Origin of the sequence: Arthrobacter liuii, from assembly GCF_014639275.1 — a bacterium.
Taxonomy (GTDB): Bacteria; Actinomycetota; Actinomycetes; order Actinomycetales; family Micrococcaceae; genus Arthrobacter; species Arthrobacter liuii.
The window spans coordinates 17,409-43,376 of sequence record NZ_BMFW01000030.1 but is presented as its reverse complement, the minus strand read 5'-3'; the positions used below and the strand labels follow the sequence as shown (position 1 = coordinate 43,376).

At 62.1% G+C, this 25,968-nt stretch carries 19 protein-coding genes and 2 pseudogenes; 10 read left to right on the top strand and 11 right to left on the bottom strand.

Features of this window, described 5'->3' with window-relative positions:
• Positions 1-138 precede the first annotated feature (138 nt).
• A pseudogene (locus IEW19_RS19425) lies at positions 139-1,366 on the top strand (IS256 family transposase).
• Between the two features lie 308 nt (positions 1,367-1,674).
• Here the strand turns inward: IEW19_RS19425 and IEW19_RS19420 are convergent.
• Positions 1,675-3,729, bottom strand: coding sequence for a S8 family serine peptidase (locus tag IEW19_RS19420; protein ID WP_229748599.1), 2,055 nt, complete (start codon positions 3,727-3,729; stop codon positions 1,675-1,677).
• A 97-nt stretch (positions 3,730-3,826) separates the two neighbouring features.
• On the opposite strand from IEW19_RS19420, the gene IEW19_RS19415 reads away from it, so the two are divergent.
• From IEW19_RS19415 to IEW19_RS19400, 4 genes are all read left to right on the top strand, one after another.
• Positions 3,827-4,054, top strand: a complete 228-nt coding sequence (locus IEW19_RS19415; protein WP_188573225.1) for a hypothetical protein — start codon at positions 3,827-3,829, stop codon at positions 4,052-4,054.
• Between the two features lie 798 nt (positions 4,055-4,852).
• Positions 4,853-5,518, top strand: a complete 666-nt coding sequence (locus IEW19_RS19410; RefSeq protein ID WP_188573221.1) for a ScbR family autoregulator-binding transcription factor — start codon at positions 4,853-4,855, stop codon at positions 5,516-5,518.
• Between the two features lie 441 nt (positions 5,519-5,959).
• Positions 5,960-6,532 (top strand): recombinase family protein, encoded by a 573-nt coding sequence (locus IEW19_RS19405; RefSeq protein WP_188573220.1) that lies wholly within the window; start codon positions 5,960-5,962, stop codon positions 6,530-6,532.
• A 402-nt stretch (positions 6,533-6,934) separates the two neighbouring features.
• Entirely contained in the window at positions 6,935-7,765 is an 831-nt protein-coding gene (locus tag IEW19_RS19400; RefSeq protein ID WP_188573219.1) for a hypothetical protein, read from the top strand.
• A 141-nt stretch (positions 7,766-7,906) separates the two neighbouring features.
• On the opposite strand, the gene IEW19_RS19395 is transcribed toward IEW19_RS19400, so the two are convergent.
• Complete coding sequence (locus tag IEW19_RS19395; RefSeq protein ID WP_188573218.1) at positions 7,907-8,347, bottom strand: hypothetical protein; 441 nt, start codon at positions 8,345-8,347, stop codon at positions 7,907-7,909.
• A 428-nt stretch (positions 8,348-8,775) separates the two neighbouring features.
• Here IEW19_RS19395 and IEW19_RS19390 point away from each other — a divergent pair, with 428 nt between their 5' ends.
• Entirely contained in the window at positions 8,776-9,729 is a 954-nt protein-coding gene (locus tag IEW19_RS19390; protein WP_188573217.1) for a hypothetical protein, read from the top strand.
• A 1,790-nt stretch (positions 9,730-11,519) separates the two neighbouring features.
• On the opposite strand, the gene IEW19_RS19385 is transcribed toward IEW19_RS19390, so the two are convergent.
• The 5 genes and pseudogenes from IEW19_RS19385 to IEW19_RS24305 form a co-directional block, all read right to left on the bottom strand.
• Entirely contained in the window at positions 11,520-12,005 is a 486-nt protein-coding gene (locus tag IEW19_RS19385) for a hypothetical protein (protein WP_229748598.1), read from the bottom strand.
• Between the two features lie 267 nt (positions 12,006-12,272).
• A complete protein-coding gene (locus IEW19_RS19380; protein WP_188573215.1) occupies positions 12,273-12,743 on the bottom strand; it encodes a hypothetical protein in 471 nt (156 codons plus the stop codon).
• A gap of 1,493 nt (positions 12,744-14,236) precedes the next feature.
• Entirely contained in the window at positions 14,237-14,608 is a 372-nt protein-coding gene (locus IEW19_RS19375; RefSeq protein ID WP_188573214.1) for a hypothetical protein, read from the bottom strand.
• Positions 14,609-15,152: 544 nt separating this feature from the next.
• On the bottom strand, positions 15,153-15,455 hold the full coding sequence (locus tag IEW19_RS19370; protein ID WP_188573213.1) for an EthD family reductase: 303 nt from the start codon (positions 15,453-15,455) through the stop codon (positions 15,153-15,155).
• Between the two features lie 425 nt (positions 15,456-15,880).
• Positions 15,881-16,117 (bottom strand): annotated as a pseudogene (locus IEW19_RS24305) (cadmium resistance transporter); the annotation flags it as partial.
• A gap of 112 nt (positions 16,118-16,229) precedes the next feature.
• Between IEW19_RS24305 and IEW19_RS19360 the strand changes: the two are divergent.
• Together IEW19_RS19360 and IEW19_RS19355 are read left to right on the top strand one after the other, a co-directional pair.
• Positions 16,230-17,594, top strand: a complete 1,365-nt coding sequence (locus IEW19_RS19360; protein ID WP_229748597.1) for an LCP family protein — start codon at positions 16,230-16,232, stop codon at positions 17,592-17,594.
• A gap of 562 nt (positions 17,595-18,156) precedes the next feature.
• Positions 18,157-19,197, top strand: a complete 1,041-nt coding sequence (locus IEW19_RS19355; protein WP_188573211.1) for a hypothetical protein — start codon at positions 18,157-18,159, stop codon at positions 19,195-19,197.
• Between the two features lie 978 nt (positions 19,198-20,175).
• On the opposite strand, the gene IEW19_RS19350 is transcribed toward IEW19_RS19355, so the two are convergent.
• A complete protein-coding gene (locus tag IEW19_RS19350) occupies positions 20,176-20,778 on the bottom strand; it encodes a hypothetical protein (RefSeq protein ID WP_188573210.1) in 603 nt (200 codons plus the stop codon).
• A gap of 156 nt (positions 20,779-20,934) precedes the next feature.
• On the opposite strand from IEW19_RS19350, the gene IEW19_RS19345 reads away from it, so the two are divergent.
• Both IEW19_RS19345 and IEW19_RS19340 read left to right on the top strand, forming a co-directional pair.
• On the top strand, positions 20,935-21,414 hold the full coding sequence (locus IEW19_RS19345; protein WP_188573209.1) for a GNAT family N-acetyltransferase: 480 nt from the start codon (positions 20,935-20,937) through the stop codon (positions 21,412-21,414).
• Positions 21,415-21,551: 137 nt separating this feature from the next.
• Positions 21,552-22,802, top strand: a complete 1,251-nt coding sequence (locus tag IEW19_RS19340) for an IS256 family transposase (protein ID WP_229748601.1) — start codon at positions 21,552-21,554, stop codon at positions 22,800-22,802.
• 257 nt (positions 22,803-23,059) lie between these two features.
• Here IEW19_RS19340 and IEW19_RS24425 read toward each other — a convergent pair whose 3' ends face one another.
• The 3 genes from IEW19_RS24425 to IEW19_RS19325 form a co-directional block, all read right to left on the bottom strand.
• Positions 23,060-23,488 (bottom strand): ParB family protein, encoded by a 429-nt coding sequence (locus IEW19_RS24425; RefSeq protein ID WP_188573208.1) that lies wholly within the window; start codon positions 23,486-23,488, stop codon positions 23,060-23,062.
• A gap of 1 nt (position 23,489) precedes the next feature.
• Positions 23,490-24,125 carry a ParA family protein gene (locus IEW19_RS19330; RefSeq protein WP_188573207.1) on the bottom strand — a complete coding sequence of 212 codons (636 nt, stop codon included), beginning with the start codon at positions 24,123-24,125 and terminating at the stop codon, positions 23,490-23,492.
• Positions 24,126-24,756: 631 nt separating this feature from the next.
• Positions 24,757-25,674: a glycoside hydrolase family 16 protein gene (locus IEW19_RS19325; RefSeq protein ID WP_188573206.1), complete on the bottom strand. Its 918-nt coding sequence runs from the start codon at positions 25,672-25,674 to the stop codon at positions 24,757-24,759.
• Positions 25,675-25,968: the final 294 nt, after the last annotated feature.

Here is a 25,968-nt window from a genome sequence, read left to right as displayed (position 1 = left end):
CTTCAACACCTTCAAACAGTGGCGGGCCCTGGCAACCCGCTACGACAAACTCGCCCTCACCTACCGCGGCGGAGCAGTCCTCCGAGCAATCAGCATCTGGCTGACAGCTTTAGGAGACACGCCCTAGACCAGTCTGCCCTGCTTGACCTCCTTGGCCAACTGAAACTCACCGATGTCTCGGACCGGATCCGCGCCGCGACCGAAACCCTGTACCAGCAGCTCATCGAGGCCGAGGCGACCGCGTTCATCGGCGCCGCCCCGTTCGAGCGCACCGAGGACCGTACCGCACAGCGCAACGGGACCCGGGCCAGGACGTTGACGACCACCGCCGGGGACCTGAGCCTGAAGATCCCCAAGCTGCGGACCGGGTCGTTCTTCCCGGCGTTGCTGGAGCGGCGCCGCCGCGTGGACCAAGCCCTCTACGCTGTCGTGATGGAGGCCTACCTGCACGGGGTTTCCACCCGCAAGGTCGATGACCTGGTCAAAGCGCTCGGGGCCTGACACCGGCATCTCCAAGTCCGAAGTGTCCCGGATCTGCGAGGACCTGGACCACGAAGTCGGCGCGTTCCGGGACCGGGACCTCTCGACCATGGACTACCCGTACGTGTTCCTGGATGCCACCTACTGCAAAGCCCGCGTCGGGCGCCGCGTCGTCTCCCAGGCGGTCGTGGTCGCCTTCGGGGTGGCCGAGGACGGGCGCCGGGAAGTCCTGGGCTTCGACGTCGGCGACAGCGAGAACGAGGGGTTCTGGACCGCGTTCCTGCGGTCGCTGAAGACCCGCGGACTGGACGGAGTGAAACTGGTGATCTCCGACGCCCACACCGGCCTGAAGAAAGCCATCGGGACGGTGTTCCAGGGTGCCGCGTGGCAGCGCTGCCGAGTGCATTTCATGCGCAACGTGCTCTCCACCGTCCCGAAGGGATCCCAGGAGATGGTCGCTTCGATCATCCGCACCGTGTTCGCCCAGCCCGACGCCGGCCACGTGAACACCCAGTTCGACGAGGTTACCCGGATGCTCGGCAAATCCCACCCGAAGGTCGCCGCGATGCTCGTCGACGCCCGGGAGGACGTACTCGCATTCACCGGGTTCCCGGCGAAACAGTGGCGCCAGGTCTGGTCCACAAATCCCATGGAACGGGTCAATAAAGAAATCAAAAGACGGACCGATGTCGTCGGGGTCTTCCCCAACCCGACAGCCCTCCTCCGGCTCGCCGGCGCGGTCCTCGTCGAACAACATGACGAGTGGGAAGCCGGGGACCGCCGCTACCTTTCCGAGGCCTTCATGGCCGAACTCAAGACCATGCACACAACACCCGCCAAACCGGTAGAGGAGGCGATTTTGCTCCCCGAACTCGCTGCAGCATAATCAAACAACTGACCCGCACGGTGTCGAGAAAACTCCACCACTCAGCGGGACGTAACCTGGGTTGGCGCCCGCTTCCCAGTGGACATGATGGTGTATTGCGCATTTCAGGACCGTCCATTGGCATCCAGCAGCAGTATCCCCGATTCGGCCCCATTCAGGGTGGCAGCAGTGAGGCCCTATGAAGCGCTGCCCAGCGGGCATGTTGGTGATCCCGCTGGGCAGCTTTTCACGCCCGCCGGCACCCTAATGGGCGATCTGCCGGGGCAACAAAGCCCCGCTTCGCCAAGGGTTCCCTGTTGCGGGTTACATCAGGAGATGTAGGCGCCGTTGGGACCAACGTGGATAACGCCACCCTGGTAGTTTTGGGCGACGCTTCCGTCATTTCCGGTGGGGTACTCATCACTTGTCGGGTAGCCGAGGCGACCCGATTCATATCCTGTCGAGGCCCAGATGGATCGGATTGCCCCGACGGAGATGTGCGCTCCGGTAGCCGGCGACCAGATAATGGCCCCACCCTGATAGTTCTGATAGACGCCGCCGTCACGCAGACCAGGAACCTGATCAGTGGTCGGGTATCCCAGGCGTCCGCCCTCGAATCCTGTCGCCGCCCACTCACCCCGGATCGGCCCGACGGAGATGTGCGCTCCGGTGGCGGGTGACCAAATGATGGCCCCACCCTGATAGTTCTGATAGACGCCGCCGTCACGCAGACCAGGGACCTGATCAGTGGTCGGGTATCCCAGGGCCCCGCCTTCGAAACCTGTCGACGCCCACAGCCCGCGGATCGCCCCGACGGAGATGTGCGCTCCCGTGGCGGGTGACCAAATGATGGCCCCACCCTGATAGTTCTGATAGACGCCGCCGTCACGCAGACCAGGGACCTCATCCGTGGTCGGGTATCCCAGGACTCCGCCTTCGAAACCTGTCGACGCCCAGAGGTCCCGGATGGCGCCGGCTGAAACGTGCGCTCCCGATGCGGGCGAGTAAAGGATGCATCCGTGTTCGAAGCACTGGTACGCACCGTTGTCCTTGAGCCCGTTGACTTCTCCCGTCGTCGCTGCTCCAAGGGCCCCGTTCAGCGACGCTGCCTTGGCTGCTATCGGGGTCAGCGGGGCAGGGGGTGCAGCCGGATAGACGACGGCGGCCGAGGCATCAACGAGGCCGGCACCACAGCCGCCTGAGCAGGTTCCGGGAAGGGGCCGGGCGGTTGCTTCAAGCTTCGCTTTGATCTGGGCCGGTGTCAGGGAGGGATCAGCGGCCTTCATGAGGGCGCCAACCGACGCTGCCATCGGCGTCGCCATCGACGTGCCCATCATGTAGCCGTACGTCTCTGCCCCTGGAGTCGTTGTCCCGGCGTTGAGCGTGGAGAGGATGCCTGCCCCCGTATCGCCTCCGGGGGCCATGATGTCAACTGCAGGGCCGAAATTTGAGTATGAGGCCCTGGAGCCTGACTGGTTGGTGGCGCCGACGGTGATGACATTGTTGCAGTTCGCCGGCGTGCTGTTCGATGCGAGCTGGTTCTCGTTGCCGGCAGCCACAAAAACGGCGGAACCACGGCTTACGGCACCATCGATGGCCGCCTGTAATGTGGCGCTGCAGGCTGCGGTGCCGCCAAGGCTCAGGTTGATGGTTTGTGCCGGGTTGCCGTTGGCGGGTACGCCGGTGACGGTTCCACCGGACGCCCAGGTGATCGCATCAGAAATATCCGAGAGGTAGCCGCCGCAGTCGCCGAGTGCGCGGACGGGTTCGATTTTCACCCCGGGAGCCGCACCGCTAACACCTTCTCCGTTGTTGGCAACGGCGGCGATGATGCCGGCGACATGCGTTCCGTGCCAGGAAGAATTGGAGGTTGAGGCGGAGCCGCAGGCCCCCGAAATCCGGTAATCTCCCGGGTCGGATGCGTCTGGGTCCCTGCCGTCGCCGTCGCTTGAAGTCGCTGGGTCGGCAATCATGTCGTACCCGGCAATGATGTTGGCATTGAGGTCGCTGTGGGATGTAATGCCGGTGTCAATCACGGCCACAACCTGACCTGCTCCCGTGGTCCTGTCCCACACGCCCGGGACCCGGAGTCCCACGTTGGGATCGGACAATGCCCATTGCCGGGAGTAGTAGGTGTCGTTGGGAGTGGACGTCGGCTGCATGAGAATGTCGGGCTCAACGGATGCCACGTTGCTGTCCGCAGCGATGCTCTGCAGCACGCTCCGGGACTCCTCGGCGTTGAGCCTGTGGCCGGCCTTCACCACCTTGGCGTCACCGGCCGTTGTCTTTACCTCCTTCACGTCAATGGAGGTAGCGAGGCCGGTCTTCGAATAGGTCTTGCCCCGCTCTACAGCGCTGCCGGCTGCGGAAGGCTTAAACTTCACGATGAACTGGTCAGTGGCCTGCGGCGGAGCCGATGACTTTTGCACAGCTGAAGGACCAGACGGCGCAACGGGCTTATCCACTGCGAATGCTGTCGGCATGGCAGAACCAAGCAGCACTCCTGCCAGGAGGAAACCCGCGACCCCCCTGTTCATGCAAGCTTCAAATGTGAAAAATCCCTTGAGCACATCCGCTCCTCTCGGCTTCCCGACTCCCCAGCAAGCCTTTAAAGCCTGCGCTGAAATTGATGATGATGTCTTCTGCAAAACTTCGGATCAAGCGCAGGCGCTTACCGAAAGGCCGTCCTCTGCGCTGGAGCAGCCGTGAACGTGACGGCCGGCTGCTTGCTGACCGTGGACGCGGATGCGCCGACTACGGCCACGGCAGCGCCGGCGGTCAGGACGGCTATAGGCATGGCATCCTTCTCCTGGTGAGCAGCGGGACATCGCCGGCAGTCCCTTGCTGCGCGACAAACGCCCGGGTGGCCGTTAGTGCAGAGGATCAACGGGATTACTTTAACAGTCGAAAAATGCCGATTAGCCGGACCACAGATAACCCTGCGTAAAGACTCAGGAAACTTGGCAAAACCACGACCAATACTGGGCAGGCAGCCCGGAAACGGGGGGCACGGGGCGGCAAACCCTGGCAGGAAGACCCTGCATCCGTGCGGAGCATGGCAGCCATGCTCCGCCGCTTCGGCAAGGACAACGCTTCAACGGAAGACGCCCCGACCAAGTAAGAGCCGGGTGATGTTCACCGCGACGCAGTAGAGATTGCCATTACGCCACCCCCAGGACCTGTCCCTGTTAGACCGTCCTTTACGGACAACGGCTCACGCTAAAATGCTGCCCCTGCCAGCCACCCTCAAGACACGACGCTCGCCCCAAGACGACCCACGAATTCCACTGCAACCCAAAGAACTTCTGTTGTGCTGACGAGGCCCCGGCGGCGAGAAATGACCGCACCGAGCAACCGCAGGCTCGGGGTTTCCGTGCGTGGACGCTGCCCTATGTCGTCCCCATGCGGATTTGCTTCTTGTTAGGATCGGATGAACTTCCGGCGGTTCAGCGGCGTGTCGAAGACGGTTGATGGTCCCGGTTTGTACCAGGAGTTTGAGGTTCATAGATGGTCCTTCAGGATCGGGCGAAAGCCACCCGCGGTGCCGCGCTCCTCGGTGCCGCTGCCGTCTTCGAGGAGCACGGATACGGTGGTGCGACTCTGTCTCGGGTGTCTGAGGTGTCCGGGCTGACCAAGGGCGCACTCTATTTCCATTTTCAGTCCAAGGAGGATCTCGCCCGGGCAGTCATCGAGGTCCAGCACCGGATCGCAGCGGCCGAGGGTGAGAGGATTCTTGCCGAGAATTTACCGGCCCTGACGAAGATAATTCTCATGTGCCGCGGTTTCGGGCTCCAGCTCGTGGACGAGCCGGTTGTTAGAGCCGGGATTCGTTTGACGTTCGAGGCGACGGCCTTCGGTCCACCCGTGCGTGGCCCTTATGAGGACTGGATCGCCATAATGGAGCAGCTGACCGAGCGGTCCAAGTCAGAACTGCAGATCCGGGCTTCCATCGATGCCGGAGCGTTCGCCCGATACCTTGTTGCCTCATTCACCGGGGTTCAAATGGTCTCCGGCGTGCTCACCAGCCGCGCTGACGTTATGCAACGGATCGAAGAGATGTGGGAGATTCTGCTTCCCGGGATCCTGCACGAGGATTTTCACGAAAACCCCCGGACCCTTTCCCGACTTATTTCCACCGGCCTGCCCGAGAGGCCTGCTCCTACAGCGCCGTAAAGGACCCGCGCGCTATGAAGCCGTTTCCGCGATCGCCTTGATCGCCAAAAACCGGACGACCGTCTTGTTTATGTGATCGAAGTCATTTAGTGTTATCCGGGATCCATTGGGAGCTCCGCTCAACGAGCGGCTGTGTCGGCGGACATAATTTGGGGGGCGCCGGCACAGATCCACGGTCCTCACGCCTCCGGGACTATGCCTTCCTCCTGGACAGTTTTGATTTCAGTTCGTGCCATCGCCGCCAGCTACTCCCGGCCGACCAACGGCCACGTTGCAGAGCATCAGGCCCTCACTACGACAACAAGGACGTCCGATAACGATCGTTCGCGATACATCTCTTGATGCGTTCAGCAATCCGCAAAATTCCGGAGTTGCTTTTTGCAATGCTTGCCGTGTACGCACCTATGTAACGCTTACTAGGGTTGGTGATACGTTATATTCATGCGCGTTGGATATGGGCGGGTCTCTACCCCTGATCAACACCCCGAGGCCCAGCATGACGCCCTGGCTGCGGCTGGCTGTGAACAGGTGTTCGTTGATGTGGCTTCGGGAAAGCTTGCCCGCCGGCCTGAACTGGACAAGGCCCTGCTCTCGGCCAACCGGGCAGGTGACCAACTCGTTGTGACCAAACTCGACCGGCTCGGGCGGTCCTTGGAAAACCTCATTGAGGTCTCCAAGGCTCTCCAGGAGCGAGGGGTTGATCTGGTGGTCTTGGACCAAAGCATCGATACGTCCACCGCGATGGGGCTGATGTTCTTCCAAATCCTTGGCTCAATTGCCGAGTTCGAACATGCCCTGATGTCCGAACGGACCCGTGACGGTCTGGCCGCGGCGCGGGCGAGGGGGCGAACCGGCGGACAGAAACCCAAGCTCGGCCCCCGTCAGGTAAAGCTGGCCCGGGAAATGTACGAGGAAAAGGGAGCGGACGGGAAGCGAGCCTACACGGTGGAACATATCGCCCAGGAATTCGGCGTCACCCGGCCCACGATCTACAGACACCTGGCGAAACCGTAACCTGGTCGACGGGTCGAACACGGCGCCCGGGCATATCCGTGCAACGAGAGCTCTGGCCAGACGTCGTGCCGGCTTGTGCACGGGACTGTTGAGCGGAATGCGATTCCGTGCAGGCGACTCCTGACATGTCGATATCCATACTCGTCTGCACAACCCCCGGAAACACGGATCCGGCTGTGCAGACGGGTACGGAAAACGACAGCCGGCACGTCCGGTGGACGACCGGCTTACGGGGCAGCTTCCAAGCGTGCTGGATGCGACAGATGCGTTAGATTCCGAGTGCGACATTTCTGAGGAATGGCGGGGGCCACACCTAAGATCGATCCGTAAACCCATTGGGTACTGAAGGCCGAGATGTCAAGCCAAGCGGCCCCTGTTCAAGAACATGGAAGGCGGTTCGACGTGGACTCCATCGGACATGCGATTGACTTCGTGAACTCGTGGAACTGGACCGTGATTGCCGCTGTCGTGACTGCGGTGACTCTCGTCGTGATCGCGTTTCAAACTATTGCAACCGCCAAGGCGGCAAAAGAGGCGGAGCGCAGCGCTGACGCTGCGAATAAGGCGCTCCGACTTGGCCAGGCGCAGCAGCGCCAGGCCATATTCATGGCCATCGAAGCCGTGAAGGCGAGGATCGACGCCGGTATGCCTGTGGTGACCGTGACCGATGCCCACGCGACCTGTCTTATACGTGCAGACGGAGTGGAGCCCGAGTCACAGGCATTCTTGCCTAGTTCTGATGGCGGACGCAGGCTGACGTGCCGTTTGGACTTCCGGCTCCATAACGGCGGGTCACGTGCGGCCGAAGTTGAGTTCTCCCAACCCGTGCGAGTAACCGAAAGCAGTCGCAACTATAACGAAGGCCAGACTCGGTGCACGCTCGAATCAGGTGCGTCTGTTGCTGTGATGGCTCTGGCAGATCGCGCTGTTGGTGAGGTAGTCCGCCGGGTCGAGACGGGCGAGCCTGAGCAATTCCAAGTCAACGTGAACTACGGATCGCCGACCGACGAAGGGGGCCAGGATTCACAGTTCGTGATGGGGCTAATCAACGGGATCGAGAAGGACCAATCAAACCCGGACGTGAACCAGTGGCGCATCCGTCCCGAAGCGTACGGCGTGGCGTGGGGGCGGCCCAAGCGCGTGTATTTCCTATCGCGGGCTGCGAACCGTCGGATCCCGGAGGTGGAACTGTCCGACCTTGAGCCAGTCGAGACCGAAGCGTCGTCGAGTTAAACTCGACCTCGGTTTCGAAAAATGTCCTCTCGACCCGCGCACCGTAGAGGACCCGGCAAACGGGCGAGCCATTCCGTCGTGGTACGTGCACATCCACCAGGGTGTGGGTCGCATGCGACCACGGCGCGGGCTCCTGCGAAATCAGCGTCCTGACAGGCACGCGTCCCGCGCAGCGGCGAACGCCTGGATATCCGCGACCTCGCCCGGGCCGACCTGCTTCAACCGCGCGTCCGCGGCGTACAGGGCGGACGAATCGCCCGTCCTGATCTCGTTAAGAATCGCATTCTGCTCGATACTGCTGTCGTCGATCGCCTCCTTCAACGCCTTGCCCCCGGCCGTGACCGCAGTCCGGCATGTCTGGAGCGCGACGGCAGTCGCAGGGTCCGGCGCGATGACAGTCTCCGCGGGACTCGCGACCGTCACTGTCCGCTCCGGGCCAGGGACAGTTACGGTCGGGCCGGGAACGCTCGCGGTGGCCGTGGTGGTTACTGCCGCCACGGGGGCTGGCTGGGCGGACTGGACCGCGGAAATGACCGCAGCGGCGACTCCCGCGGACACCAGCAACGTAACAGTCGCAGACACAGCCGCACCCTTCCAAAACGTACCTCGCGGGCCGGTGGGTGTGGTCATGGTACGCCCCCATATTCCGTGACTTGTAAGAGCGTGCCTCTCGGCTGGAGGCCGACAGGTCACGAGAGACTTAATAGCACTAAATCATGGCCCGTCGATAGGGACACGCCCACGGCTTGATCGGCACAGCGACCATTCTCGGGACCTGTCAACCGTCCCGGTGAGGGATCCCCTTGCGGGCTACACCACGTGCCAAATAGCGCCGCAAAAAGACCGCCATTTACCGCCGAAAGTCACACCCACCCCGGGATCTCCCCGCCGAGCAAGTCACTAAGGGTCGTTTTTGACTTTCCATAATGGATTCGAACCGGGCGGTTTCTCGTAGTCTGCGAGAAGACGCCACGGACTGGCATGTCGGATGTTCACGGTAGGGTCGCAGCATGTCGCTCACACGTCATCTCAGCAGCAAGGATTCGCCGATCCGGCAATTTGTCTATGAGAGTGCCCCGCAGCTCGCGCTAGCTGGAACCCGTGGTCGACGGGGACAAGAGATTGCCTCGTCGTTCGGCTTCGACCAGCTCCTTTCGCTCAAGACACAGCTTCCTATCCCTGAGGATGTGAAGGACCGTCAGAGCCATGCAACTGTGGCGGGCACGGCTCTGGATTACCGACTCCGAATGGACCTGCCCGACTTTGACTTTGTGGAGACCGTGGCTCAGAGAGGACTCGACGTCCTTGCCTCGGATACCGCTGTCGTGCACAGGGGAAAGCATATTCATAAGGTGCTGGAGATGGCTTTAGGTTTCGCCTATCTCACCTGGAAGGACAAGAACAGTGACCCGCTGAGCCTGGACAGGGCATCGATTCCCTTGGCATGGTGCGAGAGTATCGCACGGATAGGGCCGCACGATGCACTCTCGGGCGCCCTCGGACAACGGGTCAAACGAGCGAAAACCGCCGTCGATTTGATGATGAACATCGACGACCCGCTGCTATTCGACATCGCTCTAATGAGAAGGGCGGTCGGGCCGCTTCTGGATGAGTGGAACCGTGGCTTCGAGGTAGGCGTCGACTACGTCGCCAACCCGCGTTTCCTCGGGAGCATGGCGGTAGGAGGCGCAGACGCCGATTGGGCTGTCGGAGACATGCTTGTGGAATTAAAAACGAGGGAGGAAATTACCAGCCCCTGGCTCAGGGATACGCTGTTCCAGCTCCTTGGCTACGCACTCCTTGATCTCGACGATTCGCTGGGCATCCGCCGGGTAGGCATCCTGCTTCCCCGGCAGCCCCACTTTGCAGTCTGGACTCTCGATGACCTCCTACAAAAGGACGCGGATGAGGCGCTTCCGCGTCTCCGCGCAGCTTTCGCTGGCCTACTGACCAGCGAGAGGTAACTCCTGCAGTCATCCCGTGCGAATGTTGCATCCGAACTGGTCGTTTTTGTTGCCTTGGTCTGTCTCATAACTAACGGTTCGTACTGCAAGCCCCCAGAGGTTGCGAGGCATGGATGTGGGAATCGGCAGCCCATGAGTAAGTTGCGTGACTTCACGGGAATCAGGATCCTGTGGGACACAGCTCGTGAGACGTCTCGTTTCCCAAGGGTTTCGAGACAATCTGGAGGGTAGTGATTAGGGAACGCACCGTGCATTCATTCGTGCAGGGTAAACGTGCACATCGAGGCAGTTGCTTCATCTGGCCGGCACGTTATGCTTGCGTCGGCGACCGCGTAGGCCGCGAAGTTCGAGCCTGTCGGGGGCCGGGTGAACGAGACTGAGTTCGTGCCCAAGGAACGGTGGGCCGCTCTCCCTGTTCAGCCGCCCGCCGGTGCGCTCCGAGCCCGTCGGCGACGGGTCGGGATCAGCATGATCGCCTGCACCGTGTGGATGGTAGTGGTAGACGGGGCGGTGGTCGCTGGTGCCGTTGGCGGTGCTCGGGTTTGGGATCCGCTTGGCCCGTTTGTCCTGCTCGGCATTCTTGGTGTCGTATTGAGCGTGCGTCAGGCGCGCGCTCAGAAGGATGAGTTAGCCCGCGGGTACACGACGTTGCCTCCTCGTAATTGAGACCTGGGCAAGCACTCGGGCAGCAACGCTATCCTTTCAGTACACGCGGTGAGTCCGCGCCGCGTGGCGGGAAGTCTTTTGGGGATCCCTCAGCGTGCAGGGCTGTGGTCCGGGAACAGGGCTGGGCCGCCCATGATCCCACCCGAATAAGTGGAAATATTCGGTCTTGATCGGAATCGAAGTCACCATGAGCTGCCCCGTGCGGGATTCGATGGCGAAATATTGGCGCCACCCCCGGTTTTCCCGCGCCAGCCCAGACCGTCTTTCCACATGTGCCGTGAGAACATTGAGCGGTCTTGAGTCCTTCCGCGGCAGTCGTGGTCGGAAAATCCCGGGGGTAAAGGTGTCTGTAATGTTTGGAGGAATTGGAAGCTTGTTGATCGGCTTCTACTTTGTGGTGGTAGTCGCGGTCGCCGTGCTTGTTATCTGGGTGCTGATACTTGCCATTACCTTCTTAAGGCTTCGAATTGCGGAAATCCGAGGCGCAAACGGTCCAGGTTCTCCCAGGAACTAGACCAGATTCTCTGGGCCGCAGGCCCTCCCATCGGAACTCCTCCCGCCCGAGAAACGTTCGGCTTGCGGCGGAGCGCGGACAGATGTCAGGTGCCCGGACTGGACGGAGTGGGTAATGGTTGCCGGTCTGGAGCGTGGCGTCGACCGAGCGCCCACCCGGCACCGAATGAGAGCAATGACAACCCGATAATGAGCAACACGACCCCGGCCTGACTCTGTGGCGTCAGCCATACTCCTGACGGAAGGAAGGTCGTATTGCTGGGCGGCGCATAGGCGAACCAGCCGTAACGCGCTGATCCGCTGGGCAGAAGGAAAAGCACCAACCCAATGACGGAGGCCACCGCACCGAGAAAGACTGTGGACACACCCACCCAACGCGAGAGGCCTGATCTGGATTCCCGGCCCCGCCCGGCTTGAATCTCACCCATGTGGCCATGCTAGACCGCAATAACGGTGCCCGCAGAGGGATCCCACGGCGAACGCCCCGCGTTCATTGGATGATTTGCGTACGAAATCATGCGGATTTTTACCATTTGTCCGACATGGCCGATCGGGGACGCGTCTCGCGGGTGGAGGTCCCGCCGACCCGGGCACCTGAAAGCCAGCGCCATTTATTCGGCGGTAATTCTCACTCCGGCGACGGCCCCTGTCCAAGGACCATTCGGGTCGTGTCGCATCAGCGCTGCTCCGACGTATCCCTCCTGCAGCTCGACAACCTTCGACGAGACGCCGGAGCAATCAAGATCGAGTGACAACAGCTGCTCCGACGCTGGGCCGGAGATGACCATCTGCGCGTTCGGGATGCCCACACAAGCCGCCGTGACGGTATACCGGCCTGCGGTCGTCACTTTTCCGGTTTTGCTGAAACCAACACCGGGCCCGTCGGCAGGGCCGGAGTCGTCAAGGAGTGCGGGCCCTCGGGCCGTTGCAAGGCGCTTCTGCAATTCGGCGTAGTTGCGCGTTTCGGCCCCCAATATCTCCGGGCCCTTGGTCGGGGCAGAAGGCGCGGGGCGACTGATTTGCTCGGTGCCGGCTGTCCGTGCCGGATCGCCGGCACCCTCATAGGCGCACGCTGCCAGACCACCTGAGAGCAGCATGCCCAGCACCGCCACCGCAGCAGCACTACGGACCGGTCTCATTCCCCCACGACTTGACATGGGCAGAGTCTACGGTTCGTCCGCCGAAAGACAAGACACACTCGTTCCGCAACGTGTTTTGTGGCGTCGGCGTTTGCTCGCTGGCACACCAGAAACTGCCAGGCCATGGGAGCACCAACCTAGGTTCATTCCATCGGCACTGCCCCCCGTTTTGTTGGCTCCATCACCTAATGCGCTGGGTGACCGCAGCGCCCGGTAAAGGATCCGCTACGGGAGCGGGAGGTCCATGATCTGTGTGAAAACCATCTCCTCGTTCGGGTCGCGGGCTGGCAACATCGCGCCGCCCGGGTTCTGGACAATGCGAGGAGTGGAGGGTCTCCGCCAGTCTCGTCTAAGCCCGAGCGTCGCAGTCTGGGCGACGAGCGGGCGGGCGAACGCGCTTGCCATGAAGCTGAAGCGGTCACTCCCGCCGCCATTCCCATGAACCATCTTCGCGAACGTGCCGTCGGAGAGCCGTAGAACGACCGCGTCGTCCTGCCCGCTCCGCAGCGGCCGATCAATGAAAGTCACGTTCACACGCACAAACGAATCCCAGACCTCGTAGCTGGTCAAATAGCCTCGGACCACCGAGCCGTCCGGGACCGTCACCTCGAACTCATGCCGCACGGGCAGTAGCACCCGTTCGAGCCGAGGCGGCTCGCCCCCCATGGAGTGCACTGCGCCGATCATCGTTCCCATTGTTTAGCTCCTATTTCTGTTATCAGCGCGGCCCTATTCCGTTCAGCGACACACCACCGATGATGTCTGATGGCCCGCGGCTGTCAAGACTCACAGGCCGGGGCAAGAAGTCTCCGACAGAAGCAGTGGGCTTGCCGGCCGGAACGGTCCCTTTCGGCCGCAGCCATCCCGGTGAGGGATCCGTTATCGGGACTTCTTGCAAGCCCGGAGCCGAGTCGGACCCGCTGTGTACGCTATCGCTATGAACAAGGTGGCCTCAGAAGGCGGTTGTGGCGACGAGTCCTGCGGGCGCTGAGGAACTTATTTGCAGACGGAGGGCCGCTGGCGCCCGGGTGGGGCTTCGGCCGACGGAAGAATTAACGGGCAGCCAAACACAGGGCAATTGCGGCGAAAGGGTGCGCCCATGGTGGGGGAAGAGCGACCCGTGCGATAGTTGCGGAGTGACACGGGGGAAATGGGTAGCAGGTGCGGTCCTCAGCGCGGCCATTCTTGTCGCGCTCGTCGTGGCGGGGGTTCGGATCTGGGACGTCCACCAGATGACCTCTGACTGGGCACTCTGGCCAAAGGAAGTACCGTCGAAGGTCCAGTTCGCCAATCGTGACTACCAATGCGGAGCGAACCCAATGCCAAACACGCACTCTCTCGACGGATTGACCAAGCAAGGAAAAACCGCGGGCGGAGCTGACATCTACTCAGCCGCGCCAGGAACACAAAGTGGCACAGCGACCTGGATCGTGATCAAGACGGGCCAAGCCACCTACACCTGCGATCTCATGGGCGGCCCGTAGCCGCGCCGGAGCAAATCCCAGCATGTCCGGTGAAGCATCCCTGAGCGACGCCTAAGTAATCCGCGAATATGATCACGACAGGACCCTGCGAAATCTCGGACCGCTTAATTCCGTCTAAGGGTCGTTAGCTTCTGGGCCAGCACTCCAACCCTTGACGATCAAGGACCCAACGACGGTCACCCCGTCTTGGGCGTAGAAGCGAACCTCCTTGTCGCCGACTCGGCCCGTCTGACCGGTCGAGGCGCGCGCCTCGACCTCCTCTGGAGACCTCGGTAGGGCTCGGGCTTCCAAGTCCGTCTTCCGCACGAAGCCCCGAGTCTTGTGGTCTTCCCCGATAGCCGCAATGAGATCGGGTTCCTCCCCAGGCTTCGCAGAGTGGATTGCCGAGCCGTAGGTCTCACCTCTAGCGTTCTTCGGATACGTCACATGGGGGCCTCCTTTGGTTCGAATTGGACCCCGCAAATGATGTCGCTATTGCTGAAGATACTCGGAGACCACGGCCGCGGACGAGCGATCGGTGACTGCCGGCAGCCGGTCGATCACCGTGCTCCGAAATCCCCTCGCGATGTCCCGCGCCGTTGCTGCGTAAATCGCCAGACTCATGTGGCTCGTTTTTCGCAGCACTGTTTGGCGTGGCCTGCCGGTCCCCGCGCGTCCCGGAAGCCGGGCGGGCCTGTAATCACAAATTTCGCTCGAGCAACGCGCTTAGGAGCAAGTTTGAAGGAAGCTCGTGGCACCAGGGCGTTCGTGGAAAGTCACGGTGTGGCCCTTGTCGTCGTGGAAGACGGCCTGCGAACCTGCCACTGTGATGGTGCCCGATTGGTAGGGGTTGCCCCAGCCCGCTGGGGGATTTCCATGGCCGTCGTTCAACGGTTGCTCAGCGAGGAAGAAGGTGTCCTGCACCCGTGCCTCATAGATACCGCAATGAGTGAAGAGGGCGAAAGGAACACCTGAAGCGGGGATGGTTGCCGGACTTGTCGAGGGATCGCCTGTCGGCGCTGCCGGTGCCGCGCATCCACTCATCGCCGCCATGGCGGCCGCCGCAGCGGCGATGGCGCGACCATAGCGACATGACATGCGCCAAGGTTCTCTGACGATTAGGTGTGCGGTCAAGTACCTGAGCATCTCGATTGCATAACCCGCCGAGCCAAGGGGCGGAATTCATCGCAAACGTGCGCCCCCGGGGGCCCTGAGCGGACGGGCATCAGCGTAGGGTCTGGATATGGCATTCTTCGGTCCTCCGAAGGTGGAGGCGACATTCTTTGAGCCGCAGGCTCTGAGCATTGCCCTGTATGTCCGGGACCGGCTCGGGCCTGATGTTGCTCTGGGAGGCTCTCCGGGTTCGCGGCTCGTCCCCGCCGTTAGCGCCGACGCGGTGCTTCTCGACGAGGGTCAACCGCGATGAGATTTCGGCTCAGTGGAGCTCATAGTGGATCGGATTGTTCGGCGCAGCCGTCCTGCGCAAGGAACCAGGACCCATCGACTATTTCGGGCCTCTGGTAAACGAACCGGACCTCGGCCAAATAGCCGAACCCCTGCTCCGTGATGCGACACCCATTCTTCGCGGTTATTCCTCGCCGACTGTGAGCCCCTGAGGCCTGTGCGCGCTCAAACGCTGCTGTCAAAGAACCTCCGCCCAACCTCGAGCAGGCTGCGTCCCGCTGAAGTTGCGGATGTCTGCGTAGATTTGCTCTCCCCGCTCGGCGAGCATCGCTCCGAATCGCTCTGCGGATTCCACCCAGAAGTACGCAGCCGCAATGAACTGCGGGGCCGGCGCGCCCCGTGCAGTCAGCGCTTGATGCACTTCCCATCGCACGCAGTTATCGCCCATCATCTCGGCGAACAGTGGAGCGTGCTTCGTGGCGAAGTAGTCGACGTCGAAGTTTTCAGCGTCGAGTGGGTAGACGACGGATGCACAGAACATGCCGGACTCCCTTCATTCATGAATCAGCGGCGATGGCGATGCGCGCGCCTTCACCGGACAGTGTATGTAGCTCGCAATCACTTCGTACAGAACCCCGCAAACTTCAACAAACATGGAGTACTGGCTCGGGACGTACCCCGACGATGGCGGCAACGATAGTCGCGGCGGTCGTCTCCGAGTTCCGTTGCGCACGCACGGGGACCGGCTTACGGCACTGTCTGCAAGCAATAGGATTCGCCGGGGCAATAACGGTGCGCAAGACTGACCCCATGGCGATCCCTCCTCTCTCCAGCAGCCCCCTCCCTCCGGTAATCACGGCGAACGTCGTATGGCACTACACCCGGAAGGACAACCTCGGGTGACAGGTATATCCGCGGACGAGCGGGCGGACTTGGCCAGTGCGTAGCAACCCAGGCCAGTGGCACCAGTCCCAGGAGCCCCACCCACTCAACTGGGACTGGTGTGAGCGCCCAGGCAGCCGCGGCCGCCGCCACTGCCATTATTCCGATACCCAGGTATTGGCCTACCCAGATCTTCCAGAGTCCAGGCACTGCACACGCCTTCGCCGACAGGAACAGGACGCAAAGCACCAGCAGGTCATCCAGGTTGGTCGCAGCAAAGGCGCCTGCCGCAGTGAGCACGATACCGGTCAGATCTTCCATCGCCCACGACACTACCGAGTTGCCCTTCAGCACAATTAAACCTGCCATCATTGACTTTTCAGGGTCGTCAGGATTCTGGCGTCAGCCGAGTCCCGGGTCAGGAGGATTGTTGATGGTTGATGGGCAGCACCGCCCCTTCGGCGGGTCATCGGACGGGCGGACAGCGGCGTCTGGTCCGCGGCATATGCGCCCCAAGTCCCGGCGTACTTCCATCATCCTGATCTCGGCCGGCGCGTGTGTGGTGCTGGTTCTGGCGGGAGTCGTCGCCTTTGTGGGTGGGACGGCGGTCGGGGTGAACAACAATGTCCACCGCTCCGATGTCCTGGAGGACCTGACCTCTTTGCCCGAGGCGGTGCCGAAGCTGACTCAGGACACGAACATCCTGGTCATGGGGCTCGATACGCGGGTTGATGAGGAGGGCAAGCCGCTTCCACCGGAAATGTATGACGCCCTGCACGCCGGGGATGAGAACATCGGCGGTTACAACTCCAACGTCCTCATGCTCATCCACATCCCCGCTGATGGTTCCAAGGCCACCGGCATCTCGATTCCCCGCGATGACTACGTCCAAGTCAGCGGCATCCCGGGAAGCGGCCCGTTCAAAGCCAAAATCAAGGAAGCCTACGGCTACGGATTCGACACTGAGAAGACCTCGCTGATCAACGCGGGCAAAGCCGATGACGACACGACGTACCAGGCGGCCCGCGACGCCGGACGCAAAGCCGAGATAGCGACCGTGACCAAATTCCTGGGTGGCGTGCATCTAGACCACTTCATCGAAGTCACGATGGCCGCGTTCTACCAAACAGCCCAAGCCATCGCCCCCATCACCGTGTGCATCAACAAGGCCACGAAAGACACCTTCTCCGGAGCTAATTTCACGGCCGGCATGCAGCAGATCGACGCGAAACAGGCCATGGCTTTCGTGCGGCAGCGCCGGGACACATCCGACCCGAACTACCAGTTCTCGGACCTGGACCGTGAACGACGCCAGCAGGCTTTCATCGCCTCGGTCTCCCACCAGCTCAAGGACGCCGGCACCCTTACTGATATCGGCAAAATGCAGGGCGTCCTGGACGCCGTGAGCAAAAACATCGTCGTGGACGCCGGGCTGAACCTCATCCAGCTTGCCCAGCAGGCCACCTCCCTGACCGGGGGAAATATTTCTTTCTCGACCCTGCCAATTACCGGGTTCGGCTGGTCCCCGGAGGGCGCGTCCATCAACACCGTGGATATCAACCAGGTTCAGGCCACCGTCAAAGAACTCCTCACCCCCGCCCCGCCGGCTCCGGCAACGACCGCGGTGGAGACGACGTCCCCCGCGCCCCCGGCGCCCGGGCCCGCGGCAACAGCACCCCCCGCTGCAGACTCCTCCGCCCCGGAAGCCGGAGCCCAACCACAAGCCACTCCTCCCAGCAACGTCTACGCCGATTCCACAGGCGCCCTCCAAGGCGGCGCCATCCCCTGCGTCAAATAGGGTCGCGTCACTTCTTCACAAGGTGCCCCGATGAACGAAGTGCGTTCCTGGGGGGCGTATTGTGCTTCGCCGTCGCCGCCCTGTTCCCACGAGATTCTTCCTGCGGTTCGTCTAAACCCTGCCCTTTGGCGCTGGCCCTTCTCGTCAGACGAGGATTGCGAAGCCCCCGAAGCTGAGGACTAAAGAGACAGGCCCTGGGGCGGCGCAATGAACGCTCCCTTTCATCTGCAAGGACCCTGAAAACCCGTTCCAGTTCCTAGGTTTCGAGACAGAAAGGGGGTGTGGCGCTTTTGGTACCTTCACCGTTCATTTCAATCGTTCGGGGCCAAACGTGCGTACCGGCGCCGAGGCAGAAAGCACGCCTGGTCGCCCGCCTACAGATCCAGGTCCGGGCGCAACCAAGCCGGAAGGTTGCGGGCCATGTGTCAAGGACAGAGCGTTTCCGGGTGCCTCCGGCCGGGCGGCCCCGTCCTCTGTTCATGCGGCCGCAACCCTGCGGCCATCCAGTGGGCGGAAAATGGCCGAGATGGGGAACCACTCTATGACATTGAGGAATTTGACCATGGACATCAGACCTTCCCGTAAGCCCTTCATGCTCGGCGCTGCGCTCTCCGCGGCAGCCCTCCTGAGCTGCACCGCCGTCCCCGCCATCGCCGCCCCGGCGGAACCCTACACGGTCAAGTCCTTCGCTGCCGTCGGCAGCGAGAGCAAGCCCGATGACATCACCCGGCTTGGCAACAACATCTACGTGGCATTCCAGAACGGCGTCGGGCCGATGGGCGAGCCCTCCGCCAGCGGCGCAACCGCGAGCACGATCCAGCAGTACTCCCTGGCCGGCACGCCAGGCGCGTCCTGGACGATCACGGGCAAGATCGACGGGCTGCACGCTGACGAGGCTGGCCAAAGGCTGCTGGTGACAACGAACGAGGACGGCAACTCCGCCTTCCACACCGTGACACCCGCCGCCGGCGCCACCGCCGTCAAGGACTACACCTACACCGGGCTGACGCACGGCGGCGGCACGGACACTGCCACGATCTACCAGGGCAAGATCTTCATTACCGCCTCGAACCCGGCCGACACCACCGGACCGGCTGTCTACCAGGCAACGCTGAGCGGCTCGACCGCCGCCCTGGCCCCGGTCTTCACAGACAACGCCACCGCTGCCGTCGCCAACACCGGCTCGACCGGAACCACGCCCCTCGCACTGACCGACCCTGACTCCGCCACGGTGGTCCCGGCCGAAAGCCCCCGCTTCAAGAACCAGTTCATGCTCGCTTCCCAGGGCGACCAGCAGCTGATCTTCGCGGACCGGGCCGGAACCCCGCAGCAGTCGCTGCAGGTCCTCAACCTCAACGGCCAGGTCGACGACACCGCCTTCGCCACGACGTCCCAGCAGACACTCTGGATCACCGACCCGGACCACAACACGGTGCACTCCGTGACCGGACCGTTCACGGCAGGCCAAGCCCTCTCAACCGTGACACCCGATACCGCCCCTGACTACCTCGCGAGCCTGGACCTCTCGACCGGATCGCTCACACCGGTCCCGGGCCTGTCCTCGATCCACCCCAAGGGCCTGCTCTTCACGAGCGCCCAGTAAGGACGCCTCCGCAGACGAAACCGCGCGGCACCTTCCTCGGGAGGTGCCGCGCTTTCGTTCCGGGGCCGGCGCCAGACCCAGCAGCGGCATCCGCCGCACGGTCATCGGGCGCCTGTACAGCGAGAGCAAGACGCGGTGCAGTGGTGCCGAGGATCCCAAGCGATGTCCCGGCCCTACTTGGCTTCAATGAGAAGGAGCGGTAATTCCGCGAGGCTTTGGATTGTCCCCTCGCGTGGTTTGTCAATTCGGAGCTGAAAATCCGGCCCAGGAGTGGTTCGAGTCCTATTTTGTCGATTTTCGACGTTTGCTGGGTCGTGGTTCCCGTTGGTGACGACGCCCACACCGGCATGCCGATGGCCCGGAGGCTCTGCAGGGTTGGCTCCTGGTTCTCAGGAAACTCTTCAGGAGCCAACCCGACCTCGACGGTTGCGAACCCAAGGGTTTCAACGTCAGATCAGTAGTGTGTCGCAGCGTCGCAGCGTCCTGCCCGGCAATGGCGCACTATCCAGGCTTAGGTCCGATTCCCGCGCGGCTACAGAAATCGGCTCACAGAGCCCAAGTACCGCATCTGCTTCACGGGCCGATCCATGTTCGCCTCTGCGCCTCAAGATGGCCTCAAGATTTCTCCACCATGTCCACAATCTTGGTCTCGGCGCGCGCAGGACGGACACCCAAGCCCCATAGAGAAGGCCCACAGGTTGGGGGGAACCGCGGGCCGTCGATGGAAACGATACAAAGCAATCACAAGAACAACGAATGGACAATTAGGACCGCAACTCCATGGCGCTCGACGAAATAGACCGAGATCGAAGCCCAAGTCCCGGCTAATCTGGACGTGCACCTGATCTGCGACAACTACCAAACCCATAAAACCACGGCCGTCAGGGCCTGGCTAAAAACCACCCCCACTTCCATGCCCTTCAGGCTGGTCCTTGCGGACAGGACCGGGGTGACAAGAGTGCCTGTCGTCAGATGAAGTCAGAAGCTTCCCTCGTCTCCCCCGCCAAAGCCGCTGACGTCTCCACCCCCGAAGCCGCCGCCGTCATTGCCGAAATAGTCATCGTCGCCCATTGCCTCGAACCCGCGTCCCTCATCACGATCGCGGTCTTCGAAAAGGCCACCGAAAAGCATATTGCCCGCAATCCCGCCGAGGACCCCAGCGCCGAGCCCGCGGGCAAACCCGCCACCATTTCCAGACCCTGCCCGACCCCACGGGCCAGCGCCGTTATAGCCGTGCACCCCCGCCTGGGCCTCGGCCTGGGCCATTTGCCCGGCCCGGGTAGCCTGCTCTGCTGCCATCCGGGCATAGGCGAGTGCGTTCACCGGATCACTGCTCTGCAAAGACACCGCTGAGCGGAGGTTGCCTTCGGCCTCGGCGATGCCTTGATGGGCCCCGGGGCCTACGGGGACCGGAAGGGAGCCAAGGTAGTTCCTGGTTCCCTCGATCCGGGCCTGCGCGGTCGACATCGCCTGCGGGAGGACTGCCGCAGCCTGCCGGGCGCGCTGCTGCGGGTCCCGTGAACCGGTAAAGACGTCCATTGCAGCGGTGATGCGCTGCTTCAAGCTCTGGATAAACGGCATGTGGAACTCCTCCGGAACGGTCTTCAGTGCAGTAATACCCCCTACGCGCCAGACTACAACCGGATCACTTCCCCCGGTGCCGGGGGCGAAAATATCCGTAGGATGCCCGACACTAAATTCAACAGTGCGACTGAACCAGGAAAGGCAAGACCGGCCATGAACGCTTCGATCACCCTTCGTGCAGCGACCGGACCAGAAGGCACCACATCGGACCGCGTCCCTCTCCGGCCCCTGGAACCGGCAGACCTTCCCCAACTCGCGAGTCTTTACCGGCAGGCTTACGCCGCACAGTCCGGCCCGCGCAGGCTGGGCCGCGCCGTCGCCACGGATGAGGACCGCACCCCCACCTCCGATGCCGCCTCCTTCGTCGCGTATGGACCCGACGGCCAAATCATTGCCGCCATCATCATCATCGAACGCAACGGTGAAGCGGTCATTGACGAACTCTTCACCCACCCCGATCACCGCCGCCAGGGCCTCGCGGAAGAACTCCTTCGCCACTGCATGCACATCCTGCACACCCTGGGCCGCACCACGCTGAGCGTCACCGTTGAGGAGAGCAACTCACCCGCACTTGCCCTCTATCTCTCCAGAGACTTCCGCCGCGTCCCCGCCGATGACACCGACACCGACTGACACCCCCGAGAGGGCAACAGGAACCGTTGCACCCGTGGCCCCGGCCGCCGGGACTGTCTGAATAACGGTGTGTGGGGTCTGGCCTGATCCGAAAGGAGACGGCCGTGTCAGAGACCACGACCGAGATGACGGGGGTGATGATCGATCCTGTGACGGGAGAGATCATCGATCAGAAGGAAATTGCCGAGCGGTTGCTCGCTCAGGCCAAGGAACAGGGCGTAAGCCTGGTCGGCCCCGGCGGGCTGCTCAACCAGCTCACGAAGAACGTCCTGGAGACCGCGCTGGAAGCCGAGCTGACCGAGCACCTCGGTCACGAGCACGGCCAGACACCGATCGCAGCCAACATGCGTAACGGCACTAGATCAAAGACCATGCTGACCGAGATCGGCCCGGTCGAGATTGAGGTGCCCCGGGACCGGGACGGTTCCTTCGAGCCGGTGATCGTTCCCAAGCGGAAGCGGCGGCTGGACGGGATCGACCAGATCGTACTCTCACTGTCCGCACGGGGTCTGACGACCGGGGAAATCGCCGCGCACTTCGAGGAGGTCTACGGTGCCAAGGTCTCCAAGGACACCATCAGCCGCATCACGGAGAAAGTCGCCTCGGAACTGGCCGAATGGTCCGCCCGGCCCCTGGATCCGCTCTATCCGGTGCTCTTCGTTGACGCCATCGTCGTCAAGGTCCGTGACGGGCAGGTGCGCAACACCCCGTTCTACGTCGTCATGGGAGTCACCACCGGTGGGGAGCGGGAGATTCTGGGCATTTGGGCCGGCGACGGGGGCGAGGGTGCACGGTTCTGGCTGCAGGTATTCTCCGAGCTGAAGAACCGCGGCGTGGAAGATGTACTGATCGCCGTCTGTGACGGGCTCAAGGGCCTGCCGGAGGCGATCACCACCACGTGGGAGCGAACGGTCGTGCAGCAGTGCATCGTGCACCTGATCCGTAACAGCTTCCGCTACGCCGGACGCCAGCACCGCGACGGCATCGTCAAGGCCCTCAAGCCGGTCTATACGGCCCCGTCCGAGCAAGCGGCGAAGGACCGGTTCGCCGAGTTCACGGCTGAGTGGGGCCAGCGGTATCCGGCCATCGTGCGGCTCTGGGAAGCCTCGTGGGCTGAGTTCGTGCCGTTCCTGGAGTACGACGTCGAGATACGGCGGGTGATCTGCACGACGAACGCGATCGAGTCGATCAACGCCCGCTACCGCAGGGCGGTGAGGGCCCGCGGGCACTTTCCGAATGAAACCGCTGCCCTGAAATGCCTGTACCTGGCCACCCGGTCTCTTGATCCCACCGGGGGCGGCAGGGCACGCTGGGTGATGAGGTGGAAGCCTGCGCTAAACGCGTTCGCGATTACCTTCGCGGGCCGGTTCGAAAGAACCACTCAATAATGAAAACCGGCCGGACTCCACACACCGTTTATCGGACAGTCCCCGGCCGCCGGCGCGGATGCCCGTCATGCAGCGGCGTGGCGTAGGCGTTTACCGTCTCTATGTGTCTCGTGCAGGGCCGGATGGTCACCGGTCCCGGCAGGATGAGCCGCTTTGGCTTCCTTCACGGCGGTACGGAACCGTTTGACGTCGCGTTGAACGCACTGCGATTGTCCCCTATATACCTATTAGTTATATAAGGGACAATCGATCTTCGTTTATCGGCGGCCACGCGCGATTCGGCCTGAAGGGACAAAGGGAAAGGGGTCGCCTCCGTTATATGTTTTCTCGCGCCGCTGCATCCTCTCCAGCGCAGCTTCCCGAAGGAAGTCCGAAAAGGATGCTTCCCTCTCGGCGGCAGTGGTCGGCGTGTGAAACCATGCGGCCCGGATGCGTTCGAGTACGTCTTCGTCGGCGTAAAAGGCGCCCTTTGGCTGCGCCTTGCCGGACTTATTCACACTACGCGGCGTAGCGGCCGACGCGGCACGTTCTTCCTGTGCCTGAGAGGCCGAATGGGCCTGGTCCTTGGGGCCAGCTAGAGGCCCCGCGGCCTCGTGTTTCTCCTCCACGGGCACCTGGTTGTTTTGGTGCTCGATGGGGTGCGCGGCCCCGAGAGTACTCTTTCGGCGTTCGGGTCGTGGTGCCATGTCAGCTCTCCAGGGTGCTGTAGTCGTGCTTTGGGAACATTTTCTCCAGGTGCGGACGAAGCTCGATTTCATCCAGGTGCGCGAGGTGCCGTGCGTAAATTTCGTAGGCTTGCCGCGCTTTGTCGTCTCCGGGCCACTCGTCCAGGCCCAGGCCGGCTTCCATGGCGTCCTGGATAACGCTCCAATACGGCACGTAGGGCGTGAACACGCGCCACGGCGAGGCTTCGGCGAGGTCACCTATCCATGCCTTGTGCGTCAGGGTGTTGCGGTTTCCGTTGACTATCACTCCTGCCACTGTCAGCAGGGGGTTGTAGTACCGTGAGACGCTGTCGAAGCTCAGCTGCAGCTGGCTCGATCCGTCGAGGGAGAATTTGCCAGGTTGGCAGATCACGAGGGCGCGGTGCGCCGCTGCAAGCGCATTGATGGTGTGCAACTCCAGGCTGGGTGCGCAGTCAATGAGGATGATGTCGTAGCGACCCATGCTGTCCGCCAGGGCTTCTTTGAGTCGGTACTCGCGGCCGTGCTCAGTGTGCAGCTGCTGGATGGCTTTGGTCGTGTTGGAGTTGCCCGGGAGAACCGCGAGCCCTTCCCAGATGCCCTCTACTTCGACGTCGTGGACCCTCTCCCCCAACAGCACATCAGCAAACGTGAGTTGGTCAGCTTCAACATTTTCTGCAGGACCCAGTCCCGGTCCCACACGATCGAAGCGAAACGGGCACGCCTGACAAGGTAGCCAGCACCACCATCGATACCGTTCGGCAAGCGGTCTGAGACCACAGGCGCTCTCCCGGGCCACCACCAGCCCGGGCGTCAACAGCCCCCCGCCGATCGTCCTTCCCGGATGGATAGCACCCGACCGTCACCTTTGCAGAACACAGGTGACGGTGCACTCAACCCTGCCTGTCGTCCAGAACCAAAAAAGGCTTGACAAGCGTTAGGGAATCTTGTCGTGGTCGACGGCGAAACAGGTTCCGTGTCTTGAAAGCTGGAGGGCTCGTGGCCCTGCTGTGATGGATGTCTCTCCGCATTCATCAAGCGGTGACGTGTTGGCGGGAGCGGCTCTTGGGCATGTTGGAGTACCGGGAATCCCCCGCGAGCTGGGATCCCGCGTTGAGGAACGCGGCTTTGGCGGCGGCGCCGCCATAAAGGCACCTTTCCGTTTCCTGCTATGCCAGACAGGTGTGTTCCGGTTTCTCAAGTCTGCGGGAATCTTGATGAAGTCAAAGCATGAACTTGATGGTTTTTCCTGTCTTGCTCGCACTGTCCCTTCAGATCCTTGACCAGACGGCGACCCACGCGACCTGGACGTGGCCGGCAGTCGTCGGCGCTGGGCAACCGGGAAGGCAAGACTCGGTCTGCAGGATGTAATGCATGGGCTTAATTGGCGTACCGACGGTGGTCGTGCCGAGTTCCTTACCATCAAGGAAGAAGGCGACACGTCCAGGTGTCCATTCAGTAGTCGCCGTGTGCCAGGACGTGAACAGTGCGATTGATGGCACCACGTCATAAACGTCCTGGGACGACCCGCTCCGGTGGAACGCGCCGAAGATCAGTCCTGCAAGATCCCCCTCCGGAAAATCCAGTTCACCATCCATAGGCCAGAGGCCGCTGTCTGGCCACATCAGCCACGCCGTCTTGAACCCGGGGAGGGAATCCGCTTTGAAACGCACGGAATACCGCCCATACAGCTGGCTGTTGGGACGGTGCGGGTTCTGGCTGCTGTTCGCGATGACGGGGGTAGGAGCGGCGCCCATCGAAATACCGCTTTCGGAGTGCAAATACCAGTCCAAGACGCCATTCTTAACGCTGAGGACCTTCGACGGGTAGTAACCGGATTTCCCGCCCGATAACTGTCCCGCCGTGTCGGGTGTCCCATCGCCATAGCCAGCGCTCCATTCAGCGCCATACACTGCTCCTGGGAAGCCGCCCACAGGGACATCACCCTGCGTGAAGTCACTGGCGAAAACCTGCCGCCACCCCGGCAGATCACCCACAGGCAAGCGCTGACCCGAAACGGAATCATCGTCCGCAGACGAACTCGACACCCCTTGAGAGCCGAAAACCGTCCCGTTCAAGTCACAACCGGCAATCGGCAAAACCACGACCATAAGACAGCCCAGAATCATCAAGACACGTTTTGTGGCACAGATTCTTCCCTGGACGAAGCGCAGCGACAGGAGCATCATCAGCAAAGATTATCGGCGCCACCAAACGTTGAAAACCCGCTTCCCAACAGGCTGAAGACCAATCCATCATCAAACGCGACCATCACTCGCTGACTCCGCGCGAGGAAAAGAATACGTTGGAGCACTTTGACTACACCCCAACCTGACGTCAGTAAGAGCGTCGGGAGAAGTCAGGATTGGCTCGGTATTGGGTATTCCTGACACAGGCGGTCCATGGTCTCAGATTTCAACCGGACACTTTTCGCTTCGAGGACACCTATGTCAAGAACCCCTCCATCGACCAACAACTTAGCA

Coding starts and splice junctions, on each gene's coding strand:
- IEW19_RS19415 (WP_188573225.1), top strand. CDS start 3,827: ATGGCAGAACCAAGCAGCACTCCTGCCAGGAGGAAACCCGCGACCCCC.
- IEW19_RS19410 (WP_188573221.1), top strand. CDS start 4,853: ATGGTCCTTCAGGATCGGGCGAAAGCCACCCGCGGTGCCGCGCTCCTC.
- IEW19_RS19405 (WP_188573220.1), top strand. CDS start 5,960: ATGCGCGTTGGATATGGGCGGGTCTCTACCCCTGATCAACACCCCGAG.
- IEW19_RS19390 (WP_188573217.1), top strand. CDS start 8,776: ATGTCGCTCACACGTCATCTCAGCAGCAAGGATTCGCCGATCCGGCAA.
- IEW19_RS19385 (WP_229748598.1), bottom strand. CDS start 12,005: ATGCTGCTCTCAGGTGGTCTGGCAGCGTGCGCCTATGAGGGTGCCGGC.
- IEW19_RS19380 (WP_188573215.1), bottom strand. CDS start 12,743: ATGGGAACGATGATCGGCGCAGTGCACTCCATGGGGGGCGAGCCGCCT.
- IEW19_RS19375 (WP_188573214.1), bottom strand. CDS start 14,608: ATGTCATGTCGCTATGGTCGCGCCATCGCCGCTGCGGCGGCCGCCATG.
- IEW19_RS19370 (WP_188573213.1), bottom strand. CDS start 15,455: ATGTTCTGTGCATCCGTCGTCTACCCACTCGACGCTGAAAACTTCGAC.
- IEW19_RS19360 (WP_229748597.1), top strand. CDS start 16,230: ATGGTTGATGGGCAGCACCGCCCCTTCGGCGGGTCATCGGACGGGCGG.
- IEW19_RS19355 (WP_188573211.1), top strand. CDS start 18,157: ATGGACATCAGACCTTCCCGTAAGCCCTTCATGCTCGGCGCTGCGCTC.
- IEW19_RS19350 (WP_188573210.1), bottom strand. CDS start 20,778: ATGCCGTTTATCCAGAGCTTGAAGCAGCGCATCACCGCTGCAATGGAC.
- IEW19_RS19345 (WP_188573209.1), top strand. CDS start 20,935: ATGAACGCTTCGATCACCCTTCGTGCAGCGACCGGACCAGAAGGCACC.
- IEW19_RS19340 (WP_229748601.1), top strand. CDS start 21,552: ATGATCGATCCTGTGACGGGAGAGATCATCGATCAGAAGGAAATTGCC.
- IEW19_RS24425 (WP_188573208.1), bottom strand. CDS start 23,488: ATGGCACCACGACCCGAACGCCGAAAGAGTACTCTCGGGGCCGCGCAC.
- IEW19_RS19325 (WP_188573206.1), bottom strand. CDS start 25,674: ATGATGCTCCTGTCGCTGCGCTTCGTCCAGGGAAGAATCTGTGCCACA.